At 66.1% G+C, this 17,781-nt stretch carries 19 protein-coding genes; all 19 read right to left on the bottom strand.

Features of this window, described 5'->3' with window-relative positions:
• Positions 1-45: 45 nt before the first annotated feature.
• A complete protein-coding gene (locus ACYYG1_RS06005) occupies positions 46-1,515 on the bottom strand; it encodes an alpha,alpha-trehalose-phosphate synthase (UDP-forming) (RefSeq protein ID WP_461209461.1) in 1,470 nt (489 codons plus the stop codon).
• Between the two features lie 94 nt (positions 1,516-1,609).
• Positions 1,610-2,422 carry a trehalose-phosphatase gene (otsB, locus tag ACYYG1_RS06000; protein ID WP_461209382.1) on the bottom strand — a complete coding sequence of 271 codons (813 nt, stop codon included), beginning with the start codon at positions 2,420-2,422 and terminating at the stop codon, positions 1,610-1,612.
• A 264-nt stretch (positions 2,423-2,686) separates the two neighbouring features.
• Complete coding sequence (locus tag ACYYG1_RS05995) at positions 2,687-3,217, bottom strand: DUF2062 domain-containing protein (RefSeq protein WP_461209381.1); 531 nt, start codon at positions 3,215-3,217, stop codon at positions 2,687-2,689.
• Positions 3,218-3,253: 36 nt separating this feature from the next.
• Complete coding sequence (gene fusA, locus ACYYG1_RS05990) at positions 3,254-5,305, bottom strand: elongation factor G (protein WP_461209380.1); 2,052 nt, start codon at positions 5,303-5,305, stop codon at positions 3,254-3,256.
• 62 nt (positions 5,306-5,367) lie between these two features.
• On the bottom strand, positions 5,368-6,255 hold the full coding sequence (locus ACYYG1_RS05985) for a hypothetical protein (protein ID WP_461209379.1): 888 nt from the start codon (positions 6,253-6,255) through the stop codon (positions 5,368-5,370).
• A gap of 67 nt (positions 6,256-6,322) precedes the next feature.
• Positions 6,323-7,051: an outer membrane protein assembly factor BamD gene (locus ACYYG1_RS05980; protein ID WP_461209378.1), complete on the bottom strand. Its 729-nt coding sequence runs from the start codon at positions 7,049-7,051 to the stop codon at positions 6,323-6,325.
• A gap of 201 nt (positions 7,052-7,252) precedes the next feature.
• A complete protein-coding gene (trxA, locus tag ACYYG1_RS05975; RefSeq protein WP_461209377.1) occupies positions 7,253-7,570 on the bottom strand; it encodes a thioredoxin in 318 nt (105 codons plus the stop codon).
• Positions 7,571-7,709: 139 nt separating this feature from the next.
• Positions 7,710-8,828 carry a tRNA (adenosine(37)-N6)-threonylcarbamoyltransferase complex transferase subunit TsaD gene (tsaD, locus tag ACYYG1_RS05970; protein ID WP_461209376.1) on the bottom strand — a complete coding sequence of 373 codons (1,119 nt, stop codon included), beginning with the start codon at positions 8,826-8,828 and terminating at the stop codon, positions 7,710-7,712.
• The gene (gene fbp / locus ACYYG1_RS05965) at positions 8,806-9,846 is read right to left on the bottom strand and encodes a class 1 fructose-bisphosphatase (protein WP_461209375.1); all 1,041 of its coding nucleotides are present in this window, start codon (positions 9,844-9,846) and stop codon (positions 8,806-8,808) included. The genes tsaD and fbp overlap by 23 nt, the downstream gene beginning before the upstream one ends.
• Before the next feature lie 157 nt (positions 9,847-10,003).
• Positions 10,004-10,804, bottom strand: coding sequence for a hypothetical protein (locus tag ACYYG1_RS05960; RefSeq protein WP_461209374.1), 801 nt, complete (start codon positions 10,802-10,804; stop codon positions 10,004-10,006).
• Between the two features lie 125 nt (positions 10,805-10,929).
• Positions 10,930-11,865, bottom strand: coding sequence for a tetratricopeptide repeat protein (locus ACYYG1_RS05955; protein WP_461209373.1), 936 nt, complete (start codon positions 11,863-11,865; stop codon positions 10,930-10,932).
• Positions 11,849-12,187 (bottom strand): FtsB family cell division protein, encoded by a 339-nt coding sequence (locus ACYYG1_RS05950; protein WP_461209372.1) that lies wholly within the window; start codon positions 12,185-12,187, stop codon positions 11,849-11,851. Before ACYYG1_RS05950 ends, ACYYG1_RS05955 begins: the two co-directional genes overlap by 17 nt.
• Positions 12,188-12,190: 3 nt before the next feature.
• Positions 12,191-12,457: a hypothetical protein gene (locus ACYYG1_RS05945; RefSeq protein ID WP_461209371.1), complete on the bottom strand. Its 267-nt coding sequence runs from the start codon at positions 12,455-12,457 to the stop codon at positions 12,191-12,193.
• Positions 12,458-12,479: 22 nt separating this feature from the next.
• Complete coding sequence (locus ACYYG1_RS05940) at positions 12,480-13,142, bottom strand: hypothetical protein (protein ID WP_461209370.1); 663 nt, start codon at positions 13,140-13,142, stop codon at positions 12,480-12,482.
• 161 nt (positions 13,143-13,303) lie between these two features.
• Positions 13,304-14,473 (bottom strand): type IV pilus twitching motility protein PilT, encoded by a 1,170-nt coding sequence (locus ACYYG1_RS05935; protein ID WP_461209369.1) that lies wholly within the window; start codon positions 14,471-14,473, stop codon positions 13,304-13,306.
• A gap of 17 nt (positions 14,474-14,490) precedes the next feature.
• Entirely contained in the window at positions 14,491-15,573 is a 1,083-nt protein-coding gene (locus ACYYG1_RS05930; RefSeq protein WP_461209368.1) for a type IV pilus twitching motility protein PilT, read from the bottom strand.
• A gap of 63 nt (positions 15,574-15,636) precedes the next feature.
• Complete coding sequence (gene pgsA, locus ACYYG1_RS05925) at positions 15,637-16,200, bottom strand: CDP-diacylglycerol--glycerol-3-phosphate 3-phosphatidyltransferase (protein WP_461209367.1); 564 nt, start codon at positions 16,198-16,200, stop codon at positions 15,637-15,639.
• 3 nt (positions 16,201-16,203) lie between these two features.
• Entirely contained in the window at positions 16,204-16,785 is a 582-nt protein-coding gene (locus tag ACYYG1_RS05920; protein WP_461209366.1) for a lytic transglycosylase domain-containing protein, read from the bottom strand.
• A 32-nt stretch (positions 16,786-16,817) separates the two neighbouring features.
• Positions 16,818-17,732, bottom strand: coding sequence for a P-loop NTPase (locus ACYYG1_RS05915; RefSeq protein WP_461209365.1), 915 nt, complete (start codon positions 17,730-17,732; stop codon positions 16,818-16,820).
• Positions 17,733-17,781: the final 49 nt, after the last annotated feature.

The raw sequence follows: 17,781 nt of genomic DNA, 5'->3' as shown, positions 1-17,781 counted from the left end.
GGGGTTGGGTGCGGCGGCCCAAGACGGCCGCGTCTGGGGCAGGTATCAGCGTTGGGAGTGAAAGTCCACGCTCTCAAGCTGGAAATCGCCCAGCCTGCGGCCGAAGGCGGCCTCCAGAAAGGCGTTCACCCACCAATATATGTCGTACTTGCGGATGGACGTGCGCAGGCGGTGCATGCGTTCGCGCCGCTCGGCGCGATCCATGGTCAGGGCCCGGTGCAGGGCGTCGGCCACGCCTATGTAGTCGTGAGGGTTGACGAGGAGCGCCCAGCGCTGCAGCTGCGCGGCCGCGCCCGCGAATTCCGAGAGCACCAGCACGCCCTCCCCGGTCACGCTGCACGCGCAGTATTCCTTGGCCACCAGGTTCATGCCGTCCTTGAGCGGCGTGACCAGGGCCACGTCGGCCAGGCGGTAGTAGGCCACCAGCTCCGCGCGGCTCAGGTTGCGGTACAGGTAGTGGATGGGCACCCACCCCGGCTCGGAGAACCGGCCGTTGACCTCGCTGACCAGGCCCTCGATGGCCAGCTTCATGGCCTTGTAGCCCTTCACTGCCTCGCGGCTGGGCACGACCACCTGCACCAGGGATACGGTGCCGCGCATCTCGGGATAGCGCGTGAACAAGGTGCGCATGGCCTCGATGCGCTCGGGGATGCCCTTGGAATAATCCAGGCGGTCCGCGCCCAGGACGATGGGCCGGTGGCGGAAGGCGGCATGCACCTGGGTGGCCAGGTCGGCGGTCTTCCTGGTCCTGGCCAGGGACTGGAAATCCTTGAAGTCGATGCTGATGGGGAAATAGCCCACGCGCACGGTGCGCCTGCCGTGGCGCGCCGTGATCACCGGGCCGCGCCCCGAGAGCTTGACCTCCGGGCAGAGGTGGCCCACGCATTGCTGGAAATTGCGCCGGTCGCGCAGGGTCTGGAAGCCCACGAGGTCGAATTCCAAAAGCGCCCGGATGATCTCCGCGCGCCACGGCAGGCGCAGGAAGATGTCCGGCGGGGGAAACGGGATGTGCAGGAAGAACCCGCAGCGCCGGGAGCAGCCCTCCTCGCGCAGGCACCGGGCCAGGTGCATGAGGTGGTAGTCGTGGACCCAGATGTAGGAATTCTCGCGGCCCGCGCCGCCCACCACCGTGGCGAACTTGCGGTTCACGCCCAGGTAGGCCTCGTAGTACTCGGGCCGGAACGCGCACAGGGCCTGCATGTCGTGGAACAGGGGCCAAATGACCTCGTTGGCGAAGCCCTGGTAGAAATCCCGGACCTCGTCCTCGGTCAGGGACACGGCGTGCAGGTCGTAGCCCTCGGCCCGGGAATGGGCCAGCAGATGGGAGCCGATGTCCACATCCCCGGCCACCCCGGACCAGCCGATCCAGTCCCCGCCCCGGTTGCGCAGCACCGGCGCCAGGGCGGTGACCAGCCCGCCCTTCCCCGGGCTCACGGCATAGCCGTCCTCCGTGCGCTCAAGGACGATGGGCAGGCGGTTGGAAACCACCACCAGGCGTCGGTCCGCATCGCGCATCACGGACGCCCTCCCCGGAGTCCGGGCCCCGGATTCCCGGGGCCGGACAGGCATATGCCGATTTTGACAAGCATCCCAGAAATATAGCCCAGGGCTAAGGGGTTGGCAAGGAAGCCCCCTCCTGCGCGGGCTCCGGCAACGCGGCCAGGCGCTCCAAAAAGGCCAACAGCTCCACGGGAGGCTCCAAATACCAGGAGGCCTGCGTGCAACGCGACTTGGGCCGCACCAGAATGCCCAGCCCACGGCCCCGGATGGTCTCGAAGGCGTCCTCGTCCGTATCGTCGTCCCCCAGATAGAAGACCGCGGTTTCCGGCCCGACCTCGGCCAGCACGGCCTCCACGGCCCGGCCCTTGTGCATGCCCGGGATCCGGGCCTCGAGGCCGCCGTCGAATTCCCGCAATTCCAGGGGCTGCGGCTTGACGTTGCTCGTCCAGGCCCGGCGTACGATATCCAGGGCCGCTTCATGCCGCTCCTCGGGCATGGACCGCACGTGGAAGGACAGGCACCCGGGCTTGCTCTCCAGGAAACCTTCATAGCCCAGGTCCTCGACGGCCTTGCGGGCGCGGGCCAGGGTTTGTTCAGAGGCGGAATCCAGATCCAGGCCCTCCACGGTTCCGTCGGGCAGCAGATGCTCGCCCCCGTGGCTGCCCCAGACCTCGGGGGCAAAGGGCAGGCCCAGCAAATCCGGCAACTGGCGGCAGTCCCGCCCCGTGACGAAGACCAGGCGGCAGCCCTTTTCGCGCAAGCGGCCCAGAACCTCGCGCACCCCGGGATACGGGCGCGCGTCCCCGGGCTCCGGCACGAACGGGGACAACGTGCCGTCGAAATCCATGATCAACACCATTTCCCTGCCCGCCAGGGCCTTCCACAAGGCCTCGTCCGAGGCCGCATCTTCCCAACTTCTCATGAACTCTCCTTTTTCGCCATGATGCCACATCAAGGTGGCGGCGGCGTCACACAGCATACACAAGGCGCGGCAAGGGCGCAAAAATCGGCATCACGGCAGACATGACTCAACATCTATCCAATATAGTTGAAAATCGGCATGCAGGGCGTTCAAAAATGGTGAGATGCGAGGCGCAAGGAAAAGGCAAGACCGACGCGTATCCTAATACGCGAGGTTTTGCCTTTTTCGCAGCAACGAAGCAGATCGCTGTTTTGGGACGCCCTGCTAGCGGCGGGTACGTTTTTTGAGCAGGCGCAAGGCCCGGCGCTTGCGGTAGCGCTCCACCAGCTTGTGGGTCACGAAATAGGTCAGCACCGCCGAAGGCAGACCCATGACCGCACCGGCCAGGACCATGACCTTGAAGCACTCCAGCAGGTCCTTGCCGAAGCTGGAGAAATGGCGGACGTCCAGGGTCTGCAACAGGACCTGGAACTGCTCCAGGCCCATGTCCGGCACGTCCCAGGGCACCATGGCCCGGCCCACGATGTACAGGAAGTAGTAGAACGGCACCCAGTTGAAGGGGTTGGAAATCCAGGTGCCCATGAAGCCCACCACCGGATTGCCCCGCAGGGGCAGGCACAGGACCACGGTCAGGGCCGTCTGCAGGGGCACGATGGGCAGGAAACCGGAGAAAATGCCCACGGCCGCGCCCATGGCGATGGAATAGGGCGTGGCGTTGAGGCGCATGACGCGCAGGTATTGGAAACGGCTCCAGCGCTTGGAACGCTCCCACCAGGGATGATTGCGGCGCTTCATGGGGTCAATGTACGGCGGGCATGTTACGGGAGCAAATCATTCCAGCACGTCGAACCTGGAGAACTGCATCATCATGGCCGCCCGGCCCTGGGTGGCGGAGCGCAGTTCCGTGGTGAAGCCGAACAGTTGCCGCAGGGGGGCCAGGGCCTTGACCACCTTGCCGCCGGAACGGTCCAGCATGTTGTCGATCTTGGCCCCCTTGGAGCCCAACAGCCCGATGGCGTCGCCCACGAAATCCTCGGGCACGGTGACGTCCACTTCCATGATCGGCTCCAGCAGCGTGGGCCGCGCGGCCGCCAGGGCCTCCTTGAGGGCCGCCGTGGCCGCCATGTGGTAGCCCACGGCGCTGGACTTGCCCTGCTCGCGGCGCATGTCCGTGACGGTCACGCGCACGTCCTGCACGGGATAGCCCTTGAGGACCCCGGATTGCAAGCCGCCGCTGACGCCCTCCTCCACAGCCTGGATCCAGTCAGCGGGCCACTGGGTGGCGTCCAGCTCGAAGACCACCTCGCGGCCCTTGTCGCGCGGCAGGGGCGCCACGCGCAGGGACACCTGGCCGTAGTGCTGGACCTCGCCCAGCTCGCGGTCGAACTCGCCCTGCCCCTGGCCCTCGGCGCGCACGGTCTCCTGATACACGACCTGGGGCCTGCCCGCGCGCGGGTCCACGCCGAACTCGCGGCGGATGCGCTCCAGGACCACCTCCAGGTGCAACTCGCCCATGCCCGAGATGACCAGCTGGTCCGTGTCCGCGTCGCGTTCGGCGGCCAGGGTCGGATCCTCCATGAGGACCTTGCCCAGGACCTCCTCCAGCTTGTCGGCCTCGCCGGAGTTGCGCGGCTCCAGGGCCAGGGAAATGACCGGCTTGTAGCTGCCGATGTTCTCCAGGACCACGGGGTGTTCCCGGGTGGCCAGGGTGTCGCCGGTGCGCGCGAATTTCATGCCCGCGGCGGCCACGATCTCCCCGGCGAAGGCGTGCTCGGCCTTTTCCTTGCGCCCGGCGTGCAGGCGGAACAGGCGCGCCACGCGCTCGTCCTTGTCCTGGATCACGTTGTACACGGTCTCCCCGGCGCTGAGCACGCCGGAGTACACGCGGATGAGCACCATCTTGCGCCCGCTCTCCAGGCTGACCTTGAAGGCCAGGGCCGCCAGGTCGCCGCCCGGGCCGGGCGTAATTTCTTTTTTGGCCTTGGTGCGCGGGTCCAGGCCCACCTGCCCGGCCACCTCCTGGGGGCTCGGCAGATACTCGCAGACCGCGTCCAACAGCGGCTGGACCCCGATGTTGCGCAGGGCCGAGCCCGAGAACACAGGCACCAGGGACAGGGACAGCACGGCCCGACGCACGGCGGCGCGCACGGCCTCGGGGCCCGCGTCGCCCTCGCCCAGATAGAGGTCCAGAAATTCCTCGTCCGCCTCGGCCAGGGTCTCCAGCATGCGCTCGCGCCAGGGCGAGGCGTGCTCCTCCTCGGCGGCGGACAGCTCCACCCGCTCCCATTCGGCGCCGTTGGTCTCCTGGTCGAAAACGCATTTTCTCATCTCCACCAGGTCGATGACCGCGGAAAAATCCTGGCCCTCGCCCAGGGGCACGACCATGGGCAGGGGCACGGCCCCGAGCTTGTCGCGCATGGCGTCGAGCACGGCCGCGAAATCCGCGCCCAGGCGGTCCATCTTGTTCACGAAGGCCAGCTTGGGCACCTTGTAGTGCTCGGATTGCCGCCACACGGTCTCGGACTGGGGCTCCACCCCGCCCACGGCGCAGAACACGCCCACGGCCCCATCCAGCACGCGCAGGGAACGCTCCACCTCAATGGTGAAGTCCACGTGCCCGGGAGTGTCGATGATGTTGATCTCCGAGTCGCGCCAGAGGCAGGTGGCGCAGGCCGAGCCTATGGTGATGCCCCGCTCCTGCTCCTCGGGCATGAAGTCCATGGTGGCCGTGCCGTCGTGGACCTCGCCCATGCGATGGATCTTACCGGAATAATAGAGAATACGCTCGGTAAGAGTGGTCTTGCCGGCGTCGATGTGGGCGATGATGCCGATATTGCGCAGCTTTTTCAGATGGTCCTTGGGTGCGGCAGGCTGTTTGCCCATGTGCGTGTCCTTGGTCTCCGGTCCTGAAAAAACGGCCTGCGAACGAGGCCTGGGACGTGTATTTACCTGTTCCAGGCGCCGATTGCCAGTGTTTCCGACCGGGAAAAGGACATCGGCAGGTCCGGCCAGGCCCAGCAGCCCTCCTGGCCCGGGGCCAGGACCAGGGGCGCATGGCCCAGGGCCTCGCCCAGGCGCGCCTCGGGCACGTACAGGGCCGGATACCCGGCCTCCAGGAAGCGCTCGAACCCGCCGCGCGCGGCCTTGAAGTTCACGGGCAGGTCCGGCAGCCCGGAGCGCGCGCCCCAGACCTCGAATTCCGAGCAGGGATGGGCCCAGGCCAAGGTCTCCCAGTCCCAGTCACCCCCGGCTCCGGCCCAGACCCCCAGCCGTTCGCCGGGCAGGGGCCGCCAGAGCTTCAGGGGCGGCGAGGCGTAGCCAGCGGCCGCGGCCAGGGCCGACAGCTCCGGCCCCCGGCCGCAAAACACGACGGCGGCCGAGCCCAGATCCGAAAGAAAGGCCGTGAACCGGCGCGCGGCGCCCTCGTCCAGGTGAAACACCGTCTCCAGGCCCGACAGCTCCAGAGCCGTCAGGACGGCGTCGGCAGCGGGAGGCCCCCCGCTCACGCGCACCGCGCAGACATGGCGCGCGCCCGACAGGACCATGGGCACGGCCACCGCGGCCACGCGAGCCGGGGACAAGCAGGTGGAGTCCAGGAACATCACGGCGTATTCCACCGGACGCAGCTCGCGCAGGACGCGGTAGCCCTGCCTGCCCAGAACGTCGCGGCGCTCCTCGACGGCCGGGGCGGCCCCGGCCAGGGCGTGGGCCTGGGCCGCGGTCTGCTTGATCCAGGCACGGCGCTCGCCGGGCATGGAACCGTAGGCCTCGGCGAACAGGTCGTCGTCCACCAGACAGTCCAGCATCCAGTCCTGGTATCCCGAGTCGGTCATGGCTCCGCCCTCCCCTCGTGCGACAAAAAAGGCGGCCCCGCTAGCGGAGCCGCCCGAAACATCCGGCCTACAGCCAGTCGAACCATTGCTTCCAGCTGCCCTGGATGCGCTCGCGCTCGGCCTCGGAGGACTGCTCCTGGTGGCGCAGCCAGGATATCTTGGCCCGCTTCTCCGCGTAGGCCGCTATCTCGGGCATGTCCTGGAAGTTGTCCTTGATGAAGTTGTAGCGCTCCCAGGCCGGGCCGTATTCCTCGGCCCGCCAGTAGAAGTCCGCGATGAAGACCTCGTGCTCGGCCAGCAGCCGCCGGCAGTCCTTGAGGTAGATCTCGGCCTGGGGCACGTATTTGCTTTCCGGGAAGGCGCCCACCAAGCGGCGGAAATACTCGATGGCCATGTCCACGTTGGTCTGGGGGCGGTCGATGCCCTGGGACAGCTTGTAGTTGGAAAGCCCGATCTGGTAGAGCACGTATTCGATCATCTCGTGCCGGGGATGCAGGGCCTCGAATTCCGTGTAGGCGTCGGCGGCCAGCTGGTACTCCTCGCCCAGGAAACGGGCGTCGGCCAGGGACAGTTCCGCCTTGGTGGTGTAGGGGCTGAACGGATAGCGGTCCTTGAGGCTCTGGAAGTACTCGGCCGCGTTGTCGTAGGATTTCTCCTGCATGGCGTTCATGCCCGCCTCGAACAGCTCCTGGGCGGTGTCCTCGGGCGCGGGAAGGAAGTAGTAGTCGATGATTCCGCAGCCCGGGAGCACGACGAGCATTCCCACAAGGCAAACCAGTCCAAGAATTTTTCTCATAGTCCCTTCCGGATGATGATGTTTCGGACGCCGGGGCGGATATCCCCTGCGGCCGAAGCCGACGCACGGCGGCTGACGGATACGTACAAAAAGCGGGTCGCCCGGGTCAAGCACCAAGACGCCACAGGCGAAGAAAACGGAAAAAGGCGGCCACGGGCCAACCCGGGCCGCCTCTGCAAAGCGTTGTGGCGCGCCGCCGCCCTAGAGCTTGGAACTGATCATTTCCTTGATGCTGCTCTTGGACACGGCGCCGGTGACCTGTTCCAGGACCTCGCCGCCCTTGAACAGGATCAGGGTCGGGATGGCCCGGATGCCGTACTTGCTCGGAGTGGACTGGTTCTCGTCCACGTTCATCTTGACCACCCTGATCTGCCCGGAGAACTCGGTGGCCAGCTCGTCCACGACAGGACCCATGGCCCGGCAGGGACCGCACCAGGGCGCCCAGAAATCCACAAGCACCGGCACGTCGGACTGAAGAACTTCCGTCTCGAAACTGCTGTCTGTGACCTGCAAAGCCATGTCTATTCTCCTTGGGCGTTATGAATGAATCGCAGTGGCGGTAAAGGGGGCCCGGTCCTCCCGGCCTCCCGTTACAAGCCGAAACCCGATGTTGGATTCAGACTCCGACACTAAGTATTGGCTATGGGCCTGTCAAGCTTCAAATGCCTTCGTATCCCGGTTTGGCCCCGTCCAGCCGCCGATAATCCCAGGGGATTTTCCTGCCCCGGGGCACGGCCTCCAGGTCCAGGCCATGGCAGAGGCCGGCCTCCACCAGACGCAGGCCCGCCAGGGCGATCATGGCCCCGTTGTCCGTGCACAGTGACAGCTCCGGCAGCACCGGGGCCAGCCCCCTGCGCCGGGCCAGGGCGCTCATGGTCTCGCGGACCATGGAGTTGGCGGCCACGCCCCCGGCCACCACCAGGGACAGGACGCCCTCCCCGGCCACGGAGTCCAGGGCGCGCTCCACCTTGATGCGCAGGGCGTCGGCGATGCACCAGTTGTAGGACGCGCAGACCAGCGCCGTCTCCTCCAGGCGGCCGTTCTCCTCCAGGAGGCTCTTGAGGGTCGCGAAATCCGAGACCATGCGCGGCAGGCGCAGATGCGGCCGCTCGGCCACGGCGTTGACCATGGCGGTCTTGACGCCGCTGAAGCTGAAGTCGAGATTGTCGTTGTTCACGTAGGGGCGCGGGAAGAGCGTCTTGTCCGGCTGGCCCAGCCGGGCCAGCTCGTCGATGAAGCGCCCGCCGGGATACGGCAGGTTCAGGGTCTTGGCGGCCTTGTCGAAGGCCTCGCCCGCCGCGTCGTCCAGGGTCCGGCCCAGGGGCCGCATGTCCCGGGGCGAGAGCATGAGATAGGTCTGGGTATGGCCGCCGGAGACCAACAGGCCCAGGGCCGGAAATTCCAGCTCCCCGGTGAGCGCCGGGGCCAGGAGGTGGGCCCAGAGGTGGTTCACGCCCACCAGGGTCGCCCCCGTGGCCAGGGCCATGCCCTTGGCGAAGCTCATGCCCACCAGCAGGCAGCCCAAGAGCCCGGGCCCGCGCGCCACGGCCACGGCGTCCAGCTCCGAGGGCCCGCGCCCGGCGACCCGGAACAGGTCCTTGCTCAGGACCCCGAGCACGCGCAGGTGCTCGCGCCCGGCCAACTCGGGCACCACCCCGCCGAACAGGGCGTGGGCGTCCACCTGGGTGGCCATGCGCTCGGCCAGCAGGCGGCCGTCCTCCACCAGGGCCAGGGCGGTCTCGTCGCAGCTGGTCTCAACTCCCAGGCAGAGCGTCACTGGTCTCCTTCCGGGTCATGATGTCCTTCACGGCCTGCACGTCGTTCCTGGAGCCGATGTACAGGGGCACGCGCTGGTGCAGCTCCGTGGGCGTGTAGTCCAGGATGCGGTTCACCCCGTCCGTGGCCATGCCCCCGGCCTGCTCCACGATCATGGACATGGGCGCGGCCTCGCAGGTCAGGCGCAGCTTGCCGGAGCGCTTGCCCGTGACCGGGTTGGTCTTGGCCGGGTACATGAAGATGCCGCCGTAGAGCAGGTTGCGGTGGAAGTCCGCCACCAGGGAGCCGATGTAGCGCGAGGAATAGGGCTTTCCGCTGGGCGTCTCCGTGCGCCGGAAATGGGCCACGGCCTCGCGCGTGGCGTCGTCCCAGAGGTTCCAGTAGGCCTCGTTCACGGAATAGATGCGCCCCTGCTCCGGGATCTTCATGTCCGGGTGCGAGAGCAGGAACTCGCCCACGCTGGGGTCCAGGGTGAAGCCGTGCACGCCCTGGCCGGTGGTGAAGACCATCATGGTGGACGAGCCGTAGATGAAATAACCGGCGGCCACCTGCTTGTCGCAGCACTGGAGCACCTCGTCCAGGCTCGGGCTCTCGCCGGATTTCTTCATGGGGCGGCGGTAGATGGAGAAGATGGTGCCGATGGACACGTTGACGTCGATATTGGAGGACCCGTCCAGGGGGTCGAAGATCAGGATGTAGTCGCCCTTGGGGAACTCCTCGGAGACCTGGATCAGGTCCCCGTTCTCCTCGCTGGCCATGGCGCACAGGACGCCCGAGCGGCGCAGGCGGTGAATGAGGACGTTGTTGGCGAATTCGTCGAGCTTGCGGACCTTTTCGCCCTGCACGTTGGTCTCGCCGGTGAAGCCCAAGACGTCCACCAGCCCGGCCTTGGTGACCTCGCGGGAAATGAGCTTGGCCGAGAGGATAAGCTCCGACAGCAGACGGGTGAACTGCCCCGTGGCCATGGGGGACTGTTTCTGGTGCAAGAGCAGGTGTTCGGTCACGGTAACCTGGCGCATGAACGCTCCTTATGTATCCTGTTGCGGGCGGCGGGCGGCCGCCCCGGGCAAGACCCGAACATAAATCAGCTTGTCGGCCAAGGCAATGCGCCCCGGGGCAAAGAAAACGGCCGGGCGCGGCGAACCGCGCCCGGCCGGAAAATGCGATCCGGTCGGCCTAGAAAAACCAGAGGAAGGAATCGTCCTCCCTCTCGGGCACGGCCTCGGTGAGGTACACGAACTGCTTCTCGCCCAGGTAGCGGGTCATCCAGAAATAGGTCTTGCCGCCCCGGTCCAGGTAGCCCTGCACTTCGTCGGCCAGGAGCTCGTTCCAGGGCTCGCCCAGGATGTCCCGGTCCGCGACCTGCCCGGGCCAGATCACGGCCTCGGGGGTCAGGACCATCAGGTCTGCGGGCTCGCCCGCGGCCTTGATCAGGCTGCGGGGGTCGAAATGCACGCTGATGAAGCCTACCATGTCGTTGCCCTTGAACATGGCCGTGGCCAGATAGACCTCGGGCCCCATGGGCGTCATGTCCAGATGGCAGCGCAGCTTGCGGTCCGCCATCTCCTGGCCGATCTCCTGGAACGGGGCCAGGTTCAGGGGCTTCAGGGTGGTCTCGGGGCGGCGCATGACCACCTCGCCCGCCAGGGTGCTGACCTCGCAGCCGTTGAGCCAGGGGAAGCGCTTGAACAGCTCGTCCTGCCACTTCTCGCCCGGGAAAACGTCGGTGCTGTTCAGGTAGGTGGCCAGGGCGCCCATGGGCCTGTCCACGGGGGCGAAAAGGTCCGCCAGCTTTTCCTCGTTGCTGGAATAATCCACCCCCGCGAGGTCCACGACGGGCTCGGGGTTGATGTATTCCTTGTAGTATTCCTTGGTCGAGGTCCAGGTGGAATCCCAGGTCTTGCCCATGCTCTCGCAACCGGAAAGCAACAGGCAGGACGCCAACAACGCGCACAAGGCTAGGGCGGTCCTACGCAATTCGGTTCCTCTCATGCTGGATTCGACGCCGCGCGGAGCGCGCGCACATCGTTTCCGGTGGTGTGTCAGATATCGCGGGTTTGTTCAAGGCCAATCTTCCCCGCCAGGGCGCGGAACACGGGGCGCTACACCGCCGAGCGGGCCTCCAGGCGGTCGGCCAGGGCCTCCAGGGTCTGCAACAACTGGTCCTTGCCGGGCATGCCGCGCTGCGGGCCCTCGGGAGCGGGCTCGCCCAGGGCGTCCAGAGTGTCGAGGTCGTCCAGGGCCTCGTGGGGCTCGGCCTCCGGGGCCACGGCGTCGAAGTCCGGGGCGGCCTCCAGTTCGGCCAGTTCCTCGTAGTCCGGGGGCGCCAGGGAATCGTCCTCCAGGGCCCGGGACGGTGCCAGCCCGTCCAAGAAGCGGGTCACGGTCTCGCCCAGGTCGTCCTCGTCCCCGTCCTGGCCGAGTTTCTCGCGCATCAGGGCGATGTGATCGGGCAGGTCGCCCTCCTCGCCCGGCGCGCAACCAGCGGCCAGTTCTTCGTAAATATCCAGGGCCCCCTGGTGGTCGCCCTGCTCGGCCAAAAGGTCCGCCATGGTGCGGGTGCGCAGGTTGGCCCCGTCGTCGGACGCGGGCGCGAACGCGGCGGGCGCGGTGGCCGTGGAAGCGCCGCCCCCCTGTGGCACGAGCACGTCGAGGCCCTTTTCGATGACCTGGGACCAGGAGATGGGCTGCCCCTGGAAACCGGCGGCCAGGAAGGACAGGGCCATGGCCGAGTCCCTGGACGCGCCCGCGGAGTTCTGGGCCCACTTCTGCCAGAAGGACGGATAGCGCGACAGCACCCGGGCGATGGCCTGGACCTCCTCGGCGGCGCGCAGGTCTTCGTTCTGGCGCTCGAGGATCTCCACCAGCAGGAAACGGGCCTCCAAATGGTCCGCGTTGCGTTCCAGGCCCTGCAGCAGGGTCTCCTCGGCCTCGTCCAGCAGGCCGTCTTCGTAATACAGGCGGGCCAGCGGGAAAAAGACCTTGGAGCCGGGCTCCAGTTCCAGGACTTCCTTGAACCACTTAATTTTCGTTTTCATGCCCCTGGGCTCCCGCGCTGTTGGGTGCGGCCTGGCCCTCCTCGTCCGGAGGGAAAACATATAACGTCTCGCCCGGCCCCACGTAATTCATCCGCCGGCGGATGACATCCTCGAGGTAGGCCGGGTCGGACTTCAGGCGGCGTATCTCGGCGGACAGCTCCCTGGCCCGTTCCCGGGCCTCGTCCAGGCGCTGGCGCATGACTTCATGCTCACGCCTGAGCTTCAGGTAGCCGAACCATCCCTCATCGCCCACCAACAGGCGATAGCCGAGAATCAGATTCAGAACAACCAGAAATACGAGGAAGATACGTCTTGCGGCCATGGCCTATTGCACGACCTTGTCCGAATCGGGCCCCTGGGCCTGCTGCCCCAGCGGACCCTTCAACTCTTCCAAAAAATGGGACGTGGCCGCCTCGATGCGGCGCACGTCCTCTTCGTTGACTGCGACCTGATCGATCCTGTCCATGAAATCCCGAAGCTGGTTGAACTCGGACAACAGCACATGCCCGAGTTCCAGGCGCTCCAGATGGCGCTCCAGCTCGATGATGGTCTCCAGGCAGTTCATGAGCCGCGACTGGAGGACCGATGTCATGGAATCCATATGCCCCTTTGCGTTATCCCTGCTCGCGATTGGCGGCCATGTTCATCAATTGGTAATACAGATCATAACCCCTAAGGGCGCCTTCCAGCAAGTCCCCGGCCCGAGGCCCGTCAGCCAAGGCCAGATAAGCATTCACGCCCTTGACGAAAGCGGCCTGCTGGTCGTTGCTCGGGGCATCGCCGCCCACCAGCAAGAAGTTCACACTGCGGCGCTTGCCCCCGGGCCACCCGGCGACCTCGTCCAGGAGGTTGGCCGCGCCCTCGCCGTCCTGGGCCACGAGCACGTGGTACTCGCCCAGGCGCAGCTTGGCGATGGCCTCCAACTCGTCGGACGCGCCGCTGACCTCATAGCCCTTGCCCGCGAAGAAGCTCCTGGCCCCCTCGGCCCAGGCCCCGTCCGCCAGGAACAGGAAGGCCACCTTGGAGCCGGGCGCGAAGACCTCGGGCTCCACCTGGGGCAGGTTCAGGGCCGGCTTGACGGGCTCGGGAGGCGCGGGCCGGGGCGCCGGGCCCGGGGCCACGGTCTCGGCCGCGGTCACGGAAAAACCCTGCTCCCCGCGCTCGAAGACCATCTTCTTGCCCGTGAACGGGCACTTCATGGCGAAGCGCGGCGCGTCGGGCAGTTTCTCGTCGGGTATGGAAAATTCCTTGCCGTTGTAGGGACTTTTGAACTGCATCGCCTCCCCCCGGCAGGCCGTTGAAAAACGGCGATCTGCTTCGTTGCTGCGTAAAATTCAAACCCTCGCGTACGGGGAGTACGCGTCGGTCTTGAATTTTCCTTGCGCTTTGCATATCACCATTTTTGAACTGCCTGCTTAAAAGGATTTATTTCAATGGCTTATTGATCGCCATTGCCGTATTGGTCATCCAGGGTCAGATCGCCGATGTCCGTGACCTTCTCGCCGCGCTCGGTCTTGATCTTGTCCAGGCGCTGCATGAGATTGGACTTGTCCGAGGCGTAGAGCATGGCCGTCTCCTCGGTGATCTTGCCCTCGGTGAACAGGCCGCCCAGGCACTGGTCGAAGGTCATCATGCCGTAGGCATCGCCCTGCTCCACCACGTTGTAGAAGGTCTTCTCGCCGGACTCGCCGTTCTGGATGATGTCCTTGATGCGCAGGTTGTTGCGCAGGATCTCGAAGGCCGCCACCCGGCCGCCGCCCGCCTTCTGGGGCAGGCGCTGGGAGACCACGAACTTCAGGCTCTCGGCCAGGCGCTGGCGGATCAGCGGCTCCTCGCTGGGGTCGAACATGCCGATGATGCGGTTCACGGTCTGGCCCGTGTCCGCCGTGTGCAGGGTGCCCAGCACCAGGTGGCCGGTCTCGGCGGCCTGCAGGGCGATCTCGATGGTCTCGTGGTCGCGGATTTCGCCCACCAGGATGACCTTGGGCGCCTGGCGGAGCGCCGCGCGCAGGCCCGAGGCGAAGGAATCGAAGTCCTGGCCCATCTCCCGCTGGTTCACGGTGCCCCGCTTGTGCGGGTGCACGTACTCCACCGGGTCCTCCAGGGTCAGGATGTGCACGGGGTACTGCTCGTTGATGGAATTGATGAGCGCGGCCAGGGACGTGGACTTGCCCGAGCCCGTGGCGCCCGTGACCAGGATCAGCCCGAACTTCTCGTGGGCCATCTCCTCGAACACCGAGGGCAGGCCCAGCTTGTCCGCCCGCGGCACGTCCATGGACAGCTGCCGGAGGATGATGGACACGGACCCGCGCTGGCTGAAGACGTTGACCCTGAACCGGGCCCTGCCGAACAGTTCGTATGACAGATCGCATGACCCGTGATCCACCATGTCCTGGTAGAGCCGGGTGTTGCCGCCCATCATGCACAGGGCGCAGGCCTCGGTCTGGAAAGGTTTGAGCGGCCCCAGGACCGGGTTCAGCTCCACGTCCGTGAGCACCCCGTGGACCTCCGCCTGCAGCGGCTTGCCCGCCACGAAGAAGATGTCCGAGGTGGAAGGCGCGAAGTCCAGGACCTGACCGATGATATGATCGAGCTGTGCTCGCTGCATGGTCTCCCCCCTCTTGTCTACGCGTCCGTGAAGTCCTCGGGCGCCTTGGTCAGGAACTGCTTGAACTTGGCCTTGTCCAGGGCCTTCTCGTAGGCCTCGTTGGGATCGATCCAGCGCTGGTTGAGCAGGCGCAGAATCTCGTCGTCGAGGGTCTGCATCCCGTACTTCTTCCCGGTCTCCATCACGGAGTTGATCTGGAAGGTCTTGTTCTCGCGGATCAGGTTGCGCACCGCGGGGATGCCCACCAGGATCTCCAGGGCCGCGCAGCGCCCCTTCTTGTCCACGCGCTTGAACAGGGTCTGGGAAACCACGGCGCGCAGGGACTCGGAAAGGCCCGCGCGGATCTGCTCCTGCAGGTCCCCGGGGAAGACCTCGATGATGCGGTCCACGGTCTTGGCCGCGGAAATGGTGTGCAGGGTGGAGAACACGAGGTGGCCGGTCTCGGCGGCCTCGATGGCCAGCTGGATGGTCTCCAGGTCGCGCATTTCGCCCACCAGGATGATGTCCGGGTCCTCGCGCAGGGCCCCGCGTATGGCCGCGGCGAAGCTCTTGGTGTCGCGGCCGAGCTCCCTCTGGTTGATGAGGCACTGCTGGGGCTTGTGCACGAATTCTATGGGGTCCTCGATGGTCAGGACGTGCTGCTTGCGGTTCTTGTTGGCGTAGTCGATGATGGCGGCCAGGGTGGTGGATTTACCGGAACCCGTGGGGCCCGTGACCAGCACCAGGCCCTTGGGCAACAGGGCCAGGCTCTTCAGGAGCGGGGGCAGGCTGAGCTGCTCCACGGTGAGGATCTCCGAGGGGATTTCGCGGAACACCGCGGCCACGCCCCGGGCCTGGTTGAAGAAGTTCACCCTGTAGCGGGCCAGGCCGGGAACCTCGTAGGCGAAGTCCACGTCCCCGGTTTCCTCGAACTCCTTGATCTTGGCTTCGGGCGATATCTCGTAGAGCAGTTTCTTGAGTTCGTCGTGCGCCAGGACCTTGTACTTGACGCGCTCAAGGTCGCCGTGCAGGCGGATGATGGGCTGGTTGCCGGCGGACAGGTGCAGATCCGAGGCCCCCATATCGTTCATCATTTTGAAGAAGGCATCTATCTGTGCCATTGTTCCCCCCCTTTGCGATGTTCTGACTGGACTGGGCGGCCCCGAGCGCGGCGGAACCGCTAACTATTCGGACTGCTTTCCGTATACCCAATTTCGATAAAAAGTGTACAGGTAATTTGCCCCCGAAAAAACGGTCAGGACCAGGGCCGCGTAGAGCAGCAGCAGGCCCACCCCGTTGGGATCGAAGCCCCACCAGTCATAGTGCAGGGTCAGGGGGCACAGGGCCAGGGACTGGACCACGGTCTTCAGCTTGCCCAGCCTGTCCGCGGCGATGACCACCCCCTGCTCCACGGCCACGGCGCGCAGGCCCGTGACCGTGATCTCCCGGGCCACGATGACCACCACAATCCAGGCGGGCACCCAGGCGTTGGCCGCGAGCATGATCAGCACGGACCCCACCAGGATCTTGTCCGCCAGGGGATCCAGGAACTTGCCGAAGTTGGTGACCTGGGCGTAGCGCCGGGCCACGATGCCGTCCACCATGTCCGTGAAGGACGCGGCCATGAACAAGAGGAGCGCGGCCAGGCAGGTGACCCTGCCCGGGAAGTGGAGCAGGATCACGATGACGGGCACGGCCAGGACGCGCCCCAGGGTCAGCTTGTTGGCCAGATTGAGCTTGTCGAGCATGAGTCAGACGCCGCCTGTGAGTTTGCGGTAAAGAGAAAGGACCTTGCGCACGTAATCCTGGGTTTCCTTGTATGGGGGGATGCCGCCGTAGCGTTCGACGGCCCCGGGGCCCGCGTTGTACGCGGCCAGGGCCAGGGCGTTGCTGCCGAAGCGGTCGAGCTGCATCTTCAGGTAGCGCACTCCCGCCTCGATGTTCTGCTCCAGGTCGAAGGGCTTCTGCATGCCCATCTGCCTGCCCGTGTCGGGCATCAGCTGCATGAGCCCCTGGGCGCCCTTGTCGGACACGGCCCCGGGCTTGAAGTCCGACTCCACCTGGATCACGGCCTGCACCAGGCGGTGGTCCACCCCGTGGGCCCGGGAACGGCTGCGCACAACGCGCAGGATGTCCTCGCGCTTGGCCCCGGGGAAGTTCCTGAACACCGCGAACACGCGATACGCCGTGGACGAGGGGCGGTTGGTGAAATGCATGGCCCCGTTCTCGTCGCGGTAGAAATACATGTCCGCACAGGCGGGCGGCCCGGGAACAAGGACCAGGCCGGCCGCCAGGGCCAGCCCGGCCAGATATGCTGACATGGTACGCGGCATGTACCCCGCCCTCCCCGAAACACCGCCCGGGGCTAGACGTGCGACGAGGACACCGCCTCCAGGCTGCCCTCGGCCGCCCGGGCGATGGTCTTCGCCAATTCCTGCATGGCCGCCTTGGCCGGGGAGTCGGCGTCCAGGAAGACCACCGGCTTGCCCAGGTCCGCCGCCACCACGGTGGCGGGATCCAGGGGGATGGCCCCCAGGAACGGCAGCCCGTACTTCTCGGCCAGATCCTTGCCTCCGCCCTTCTTGAAGAGATCGATCTCCTCGTGGCAGTGGGGGCAGACCAGGCCGCTCATGTTCTCCACCACGCCCAGGATGTTGGCCTTGGCGTACTGCAGGAAATTCACCGCCTTGCGCACGTCGGCCAGGGATATCTCCTGGGGCGTGGTGACCACGACGCACAGGGCGTCGGGGATGGTCTTCAAGACCGTCATATGTTCATCGCCCGTTCCGGGGGGAGAGTCAATAACCAGGAAGTCCAGAGGGCCCCAGTTCACGTCGGAGATGAACTGGCGGATGGCCGAGGTCTTCATGGGCCCCCGCCACATCACGGCCTGGTCCGTATCCTTGAGCAGGGAGTCCATGGACACGGCGCAGAGGTTCTCGCTGTAGTCCTTGGGCTTGAGCAGGCTGCCGCGATCCGAGTCCAGGCCGCCGCCGGACAGGCCCAGGAGCCGGGGCACGCTGGGGCCGTGGATGTCCACGTCCATGATGCCCACCTTGTAGCCCTGGGCGGACAGGGCCGCGGCGATGTTCACGGACACGGAGCTCTTGCCCACCCCGCCCTTGCCGCTCATGACGAACAGCTTGTACTTGATGCGTCCCAGGGTGGAGTTGATCAACTCGTCCTGGATGAGCAGCTTGGCGCTCTTGCCCTCGGCGGCGCCCTGGGCCCCGGAGGCGGACGAACAGGAAGTTGAAGAGCAGGTCTTGCAGGAACTCATATTGCGGTCCTCATGCTTGCTATGGTTGGGTCATTTCCAGGGCGGGGAA

The sequence above is a fragment of the Desulfocurvus sp. DL1XJH-121 genome (assembly GCF_054819825.1).
This window is presented reverse-complemented; position numbering and strand designations above follow the sequence as displayed.

Excerpts from the sequence above, each read along its gene's own strand:
- fbp (WP_461209375.1), bottom strand. The coding sequence starts at position 9,846 with ATGCGCCAGGTTACCGTGACCGAACACCTGCTCTTGCACCAGAAACAG.
- ACYYG1_RS05955 (WP_461209373.1), bottom strand. The coding sequence starts at position 11,865 with ATGAAAACGAAAATTAAGTGGTTCAAGGAAGTCCTGGAACTGGAGCCC.
- ACYYG1_RS05995 (WP_461209381.1), bottom strand. The coding sequence starts at position 3,217 with ATGAAGCGCCGCAATCATCCCTGGTGGGAGCGTTCCAAGCGCTGGAGC.
- ACYYG1_RS05985 (WP_461209379.1), bottom strand. The coding sequence starts at position 6,255 with ATGACCGACTCGGGATACCAGGACTGGATGCTGGACTGTCTGGTGGAC.
- ACYYG1_RS05945 (WP_461209371.1), bottom strand. The coding sequence starts at position 12,457 with ATGACATCGGTCCTCCAGTCGCGGCTCATGAACTGCCTGGAGACCATC.
- fusA (WP_461209380.1), bottom strand. The coding sequence starts at position 5,305 with ATGGGCAAACAGCCTGCCGCACCCAAGGACCATCTGAAAAAGCTGCGC.
- ACYYG1_RS05940 (WP_461209370.1), bottom strand. The coding sequence starts at position 13,142 with ATGCAGTTCAAAAGTCCCTACAACGGCAAGGAATTTTCCATACCCGAC.
- ACYYG1_RS05920 (WP_461209366.1), bottom strand. The coding sequence starts at position 16,785 with ATGCCGCGTACCATGTCAGCATATCTGGCCGGGCTGGCCCTGGCGGCC.
- pgsA (WP_461209367.1), bottom strand. The coding sequence starts at position 16,200 with ATGCTCGACAAGCTCAATCTGGCCAACAAGCTGACCCTGGGGCGCGTC.
- ACYYG1_RS05980 (WP_461209378.1), bottom strand. The coding sequence starts at position 7,051 with ATGAGAAAAATTCTTGGACTGGTTTGCCTTGTGGGAATGCTCGTCGTG.
- trxA (WP_461209377.1), bottom strand. The coding sequence starts at position 7,570 with ATGGCTTTGCAGGTCACAGACAGCAGTTTCGAGACGGAAGTTCTTCAG.
- ACYYG1_RS05915 (WP_461209365.1), bottom strand. The coding sequence starts at position 17,732 with ATGAGTTCCTGCAAGACCTGCTCTTCAACTTCCTGTTCGTCCGCCTCC.
- ACYYG1_RS05935 (WP_461209369.1), bottom strand. The coding sequence starts at position 14,473 with ATGCAGCGAGCACAGCTCGATCATATCATCGGTCAGGTCCTGGACTTC.
- otsB (WP_461209382.1), bottom strand. The coding sequence starts at position 2,422 with ATGAGAAGTTGGGAAGATGCGGCCTCGGACGAGGCCTTGTGGAAGGCC.
- ACYYG1_RS05950 (WP_461209372.1), bottom strand. The coding sequence starts at position 12,187 with ATGGCCGCAAGACGTATCTTCCTCGTATTTCTGGTTGTTCTGAATCTG.
- ACYYG1_RS06005 (WP_461209461.1), bottom strand. The coding sequence starts at position 1,515 with ATGCGCGATGCGGACCGACGCCTGGTGGTGGTTTCCAACCGCCTGCCC.
- ACYYG1_RS05930 (WP_461209368.1), bottom strand. The coding sequence starts at position 15,573 with ATGGCACAGATAGATGCCTTCTTCAAAATGATGAACGATATGGGGGCC.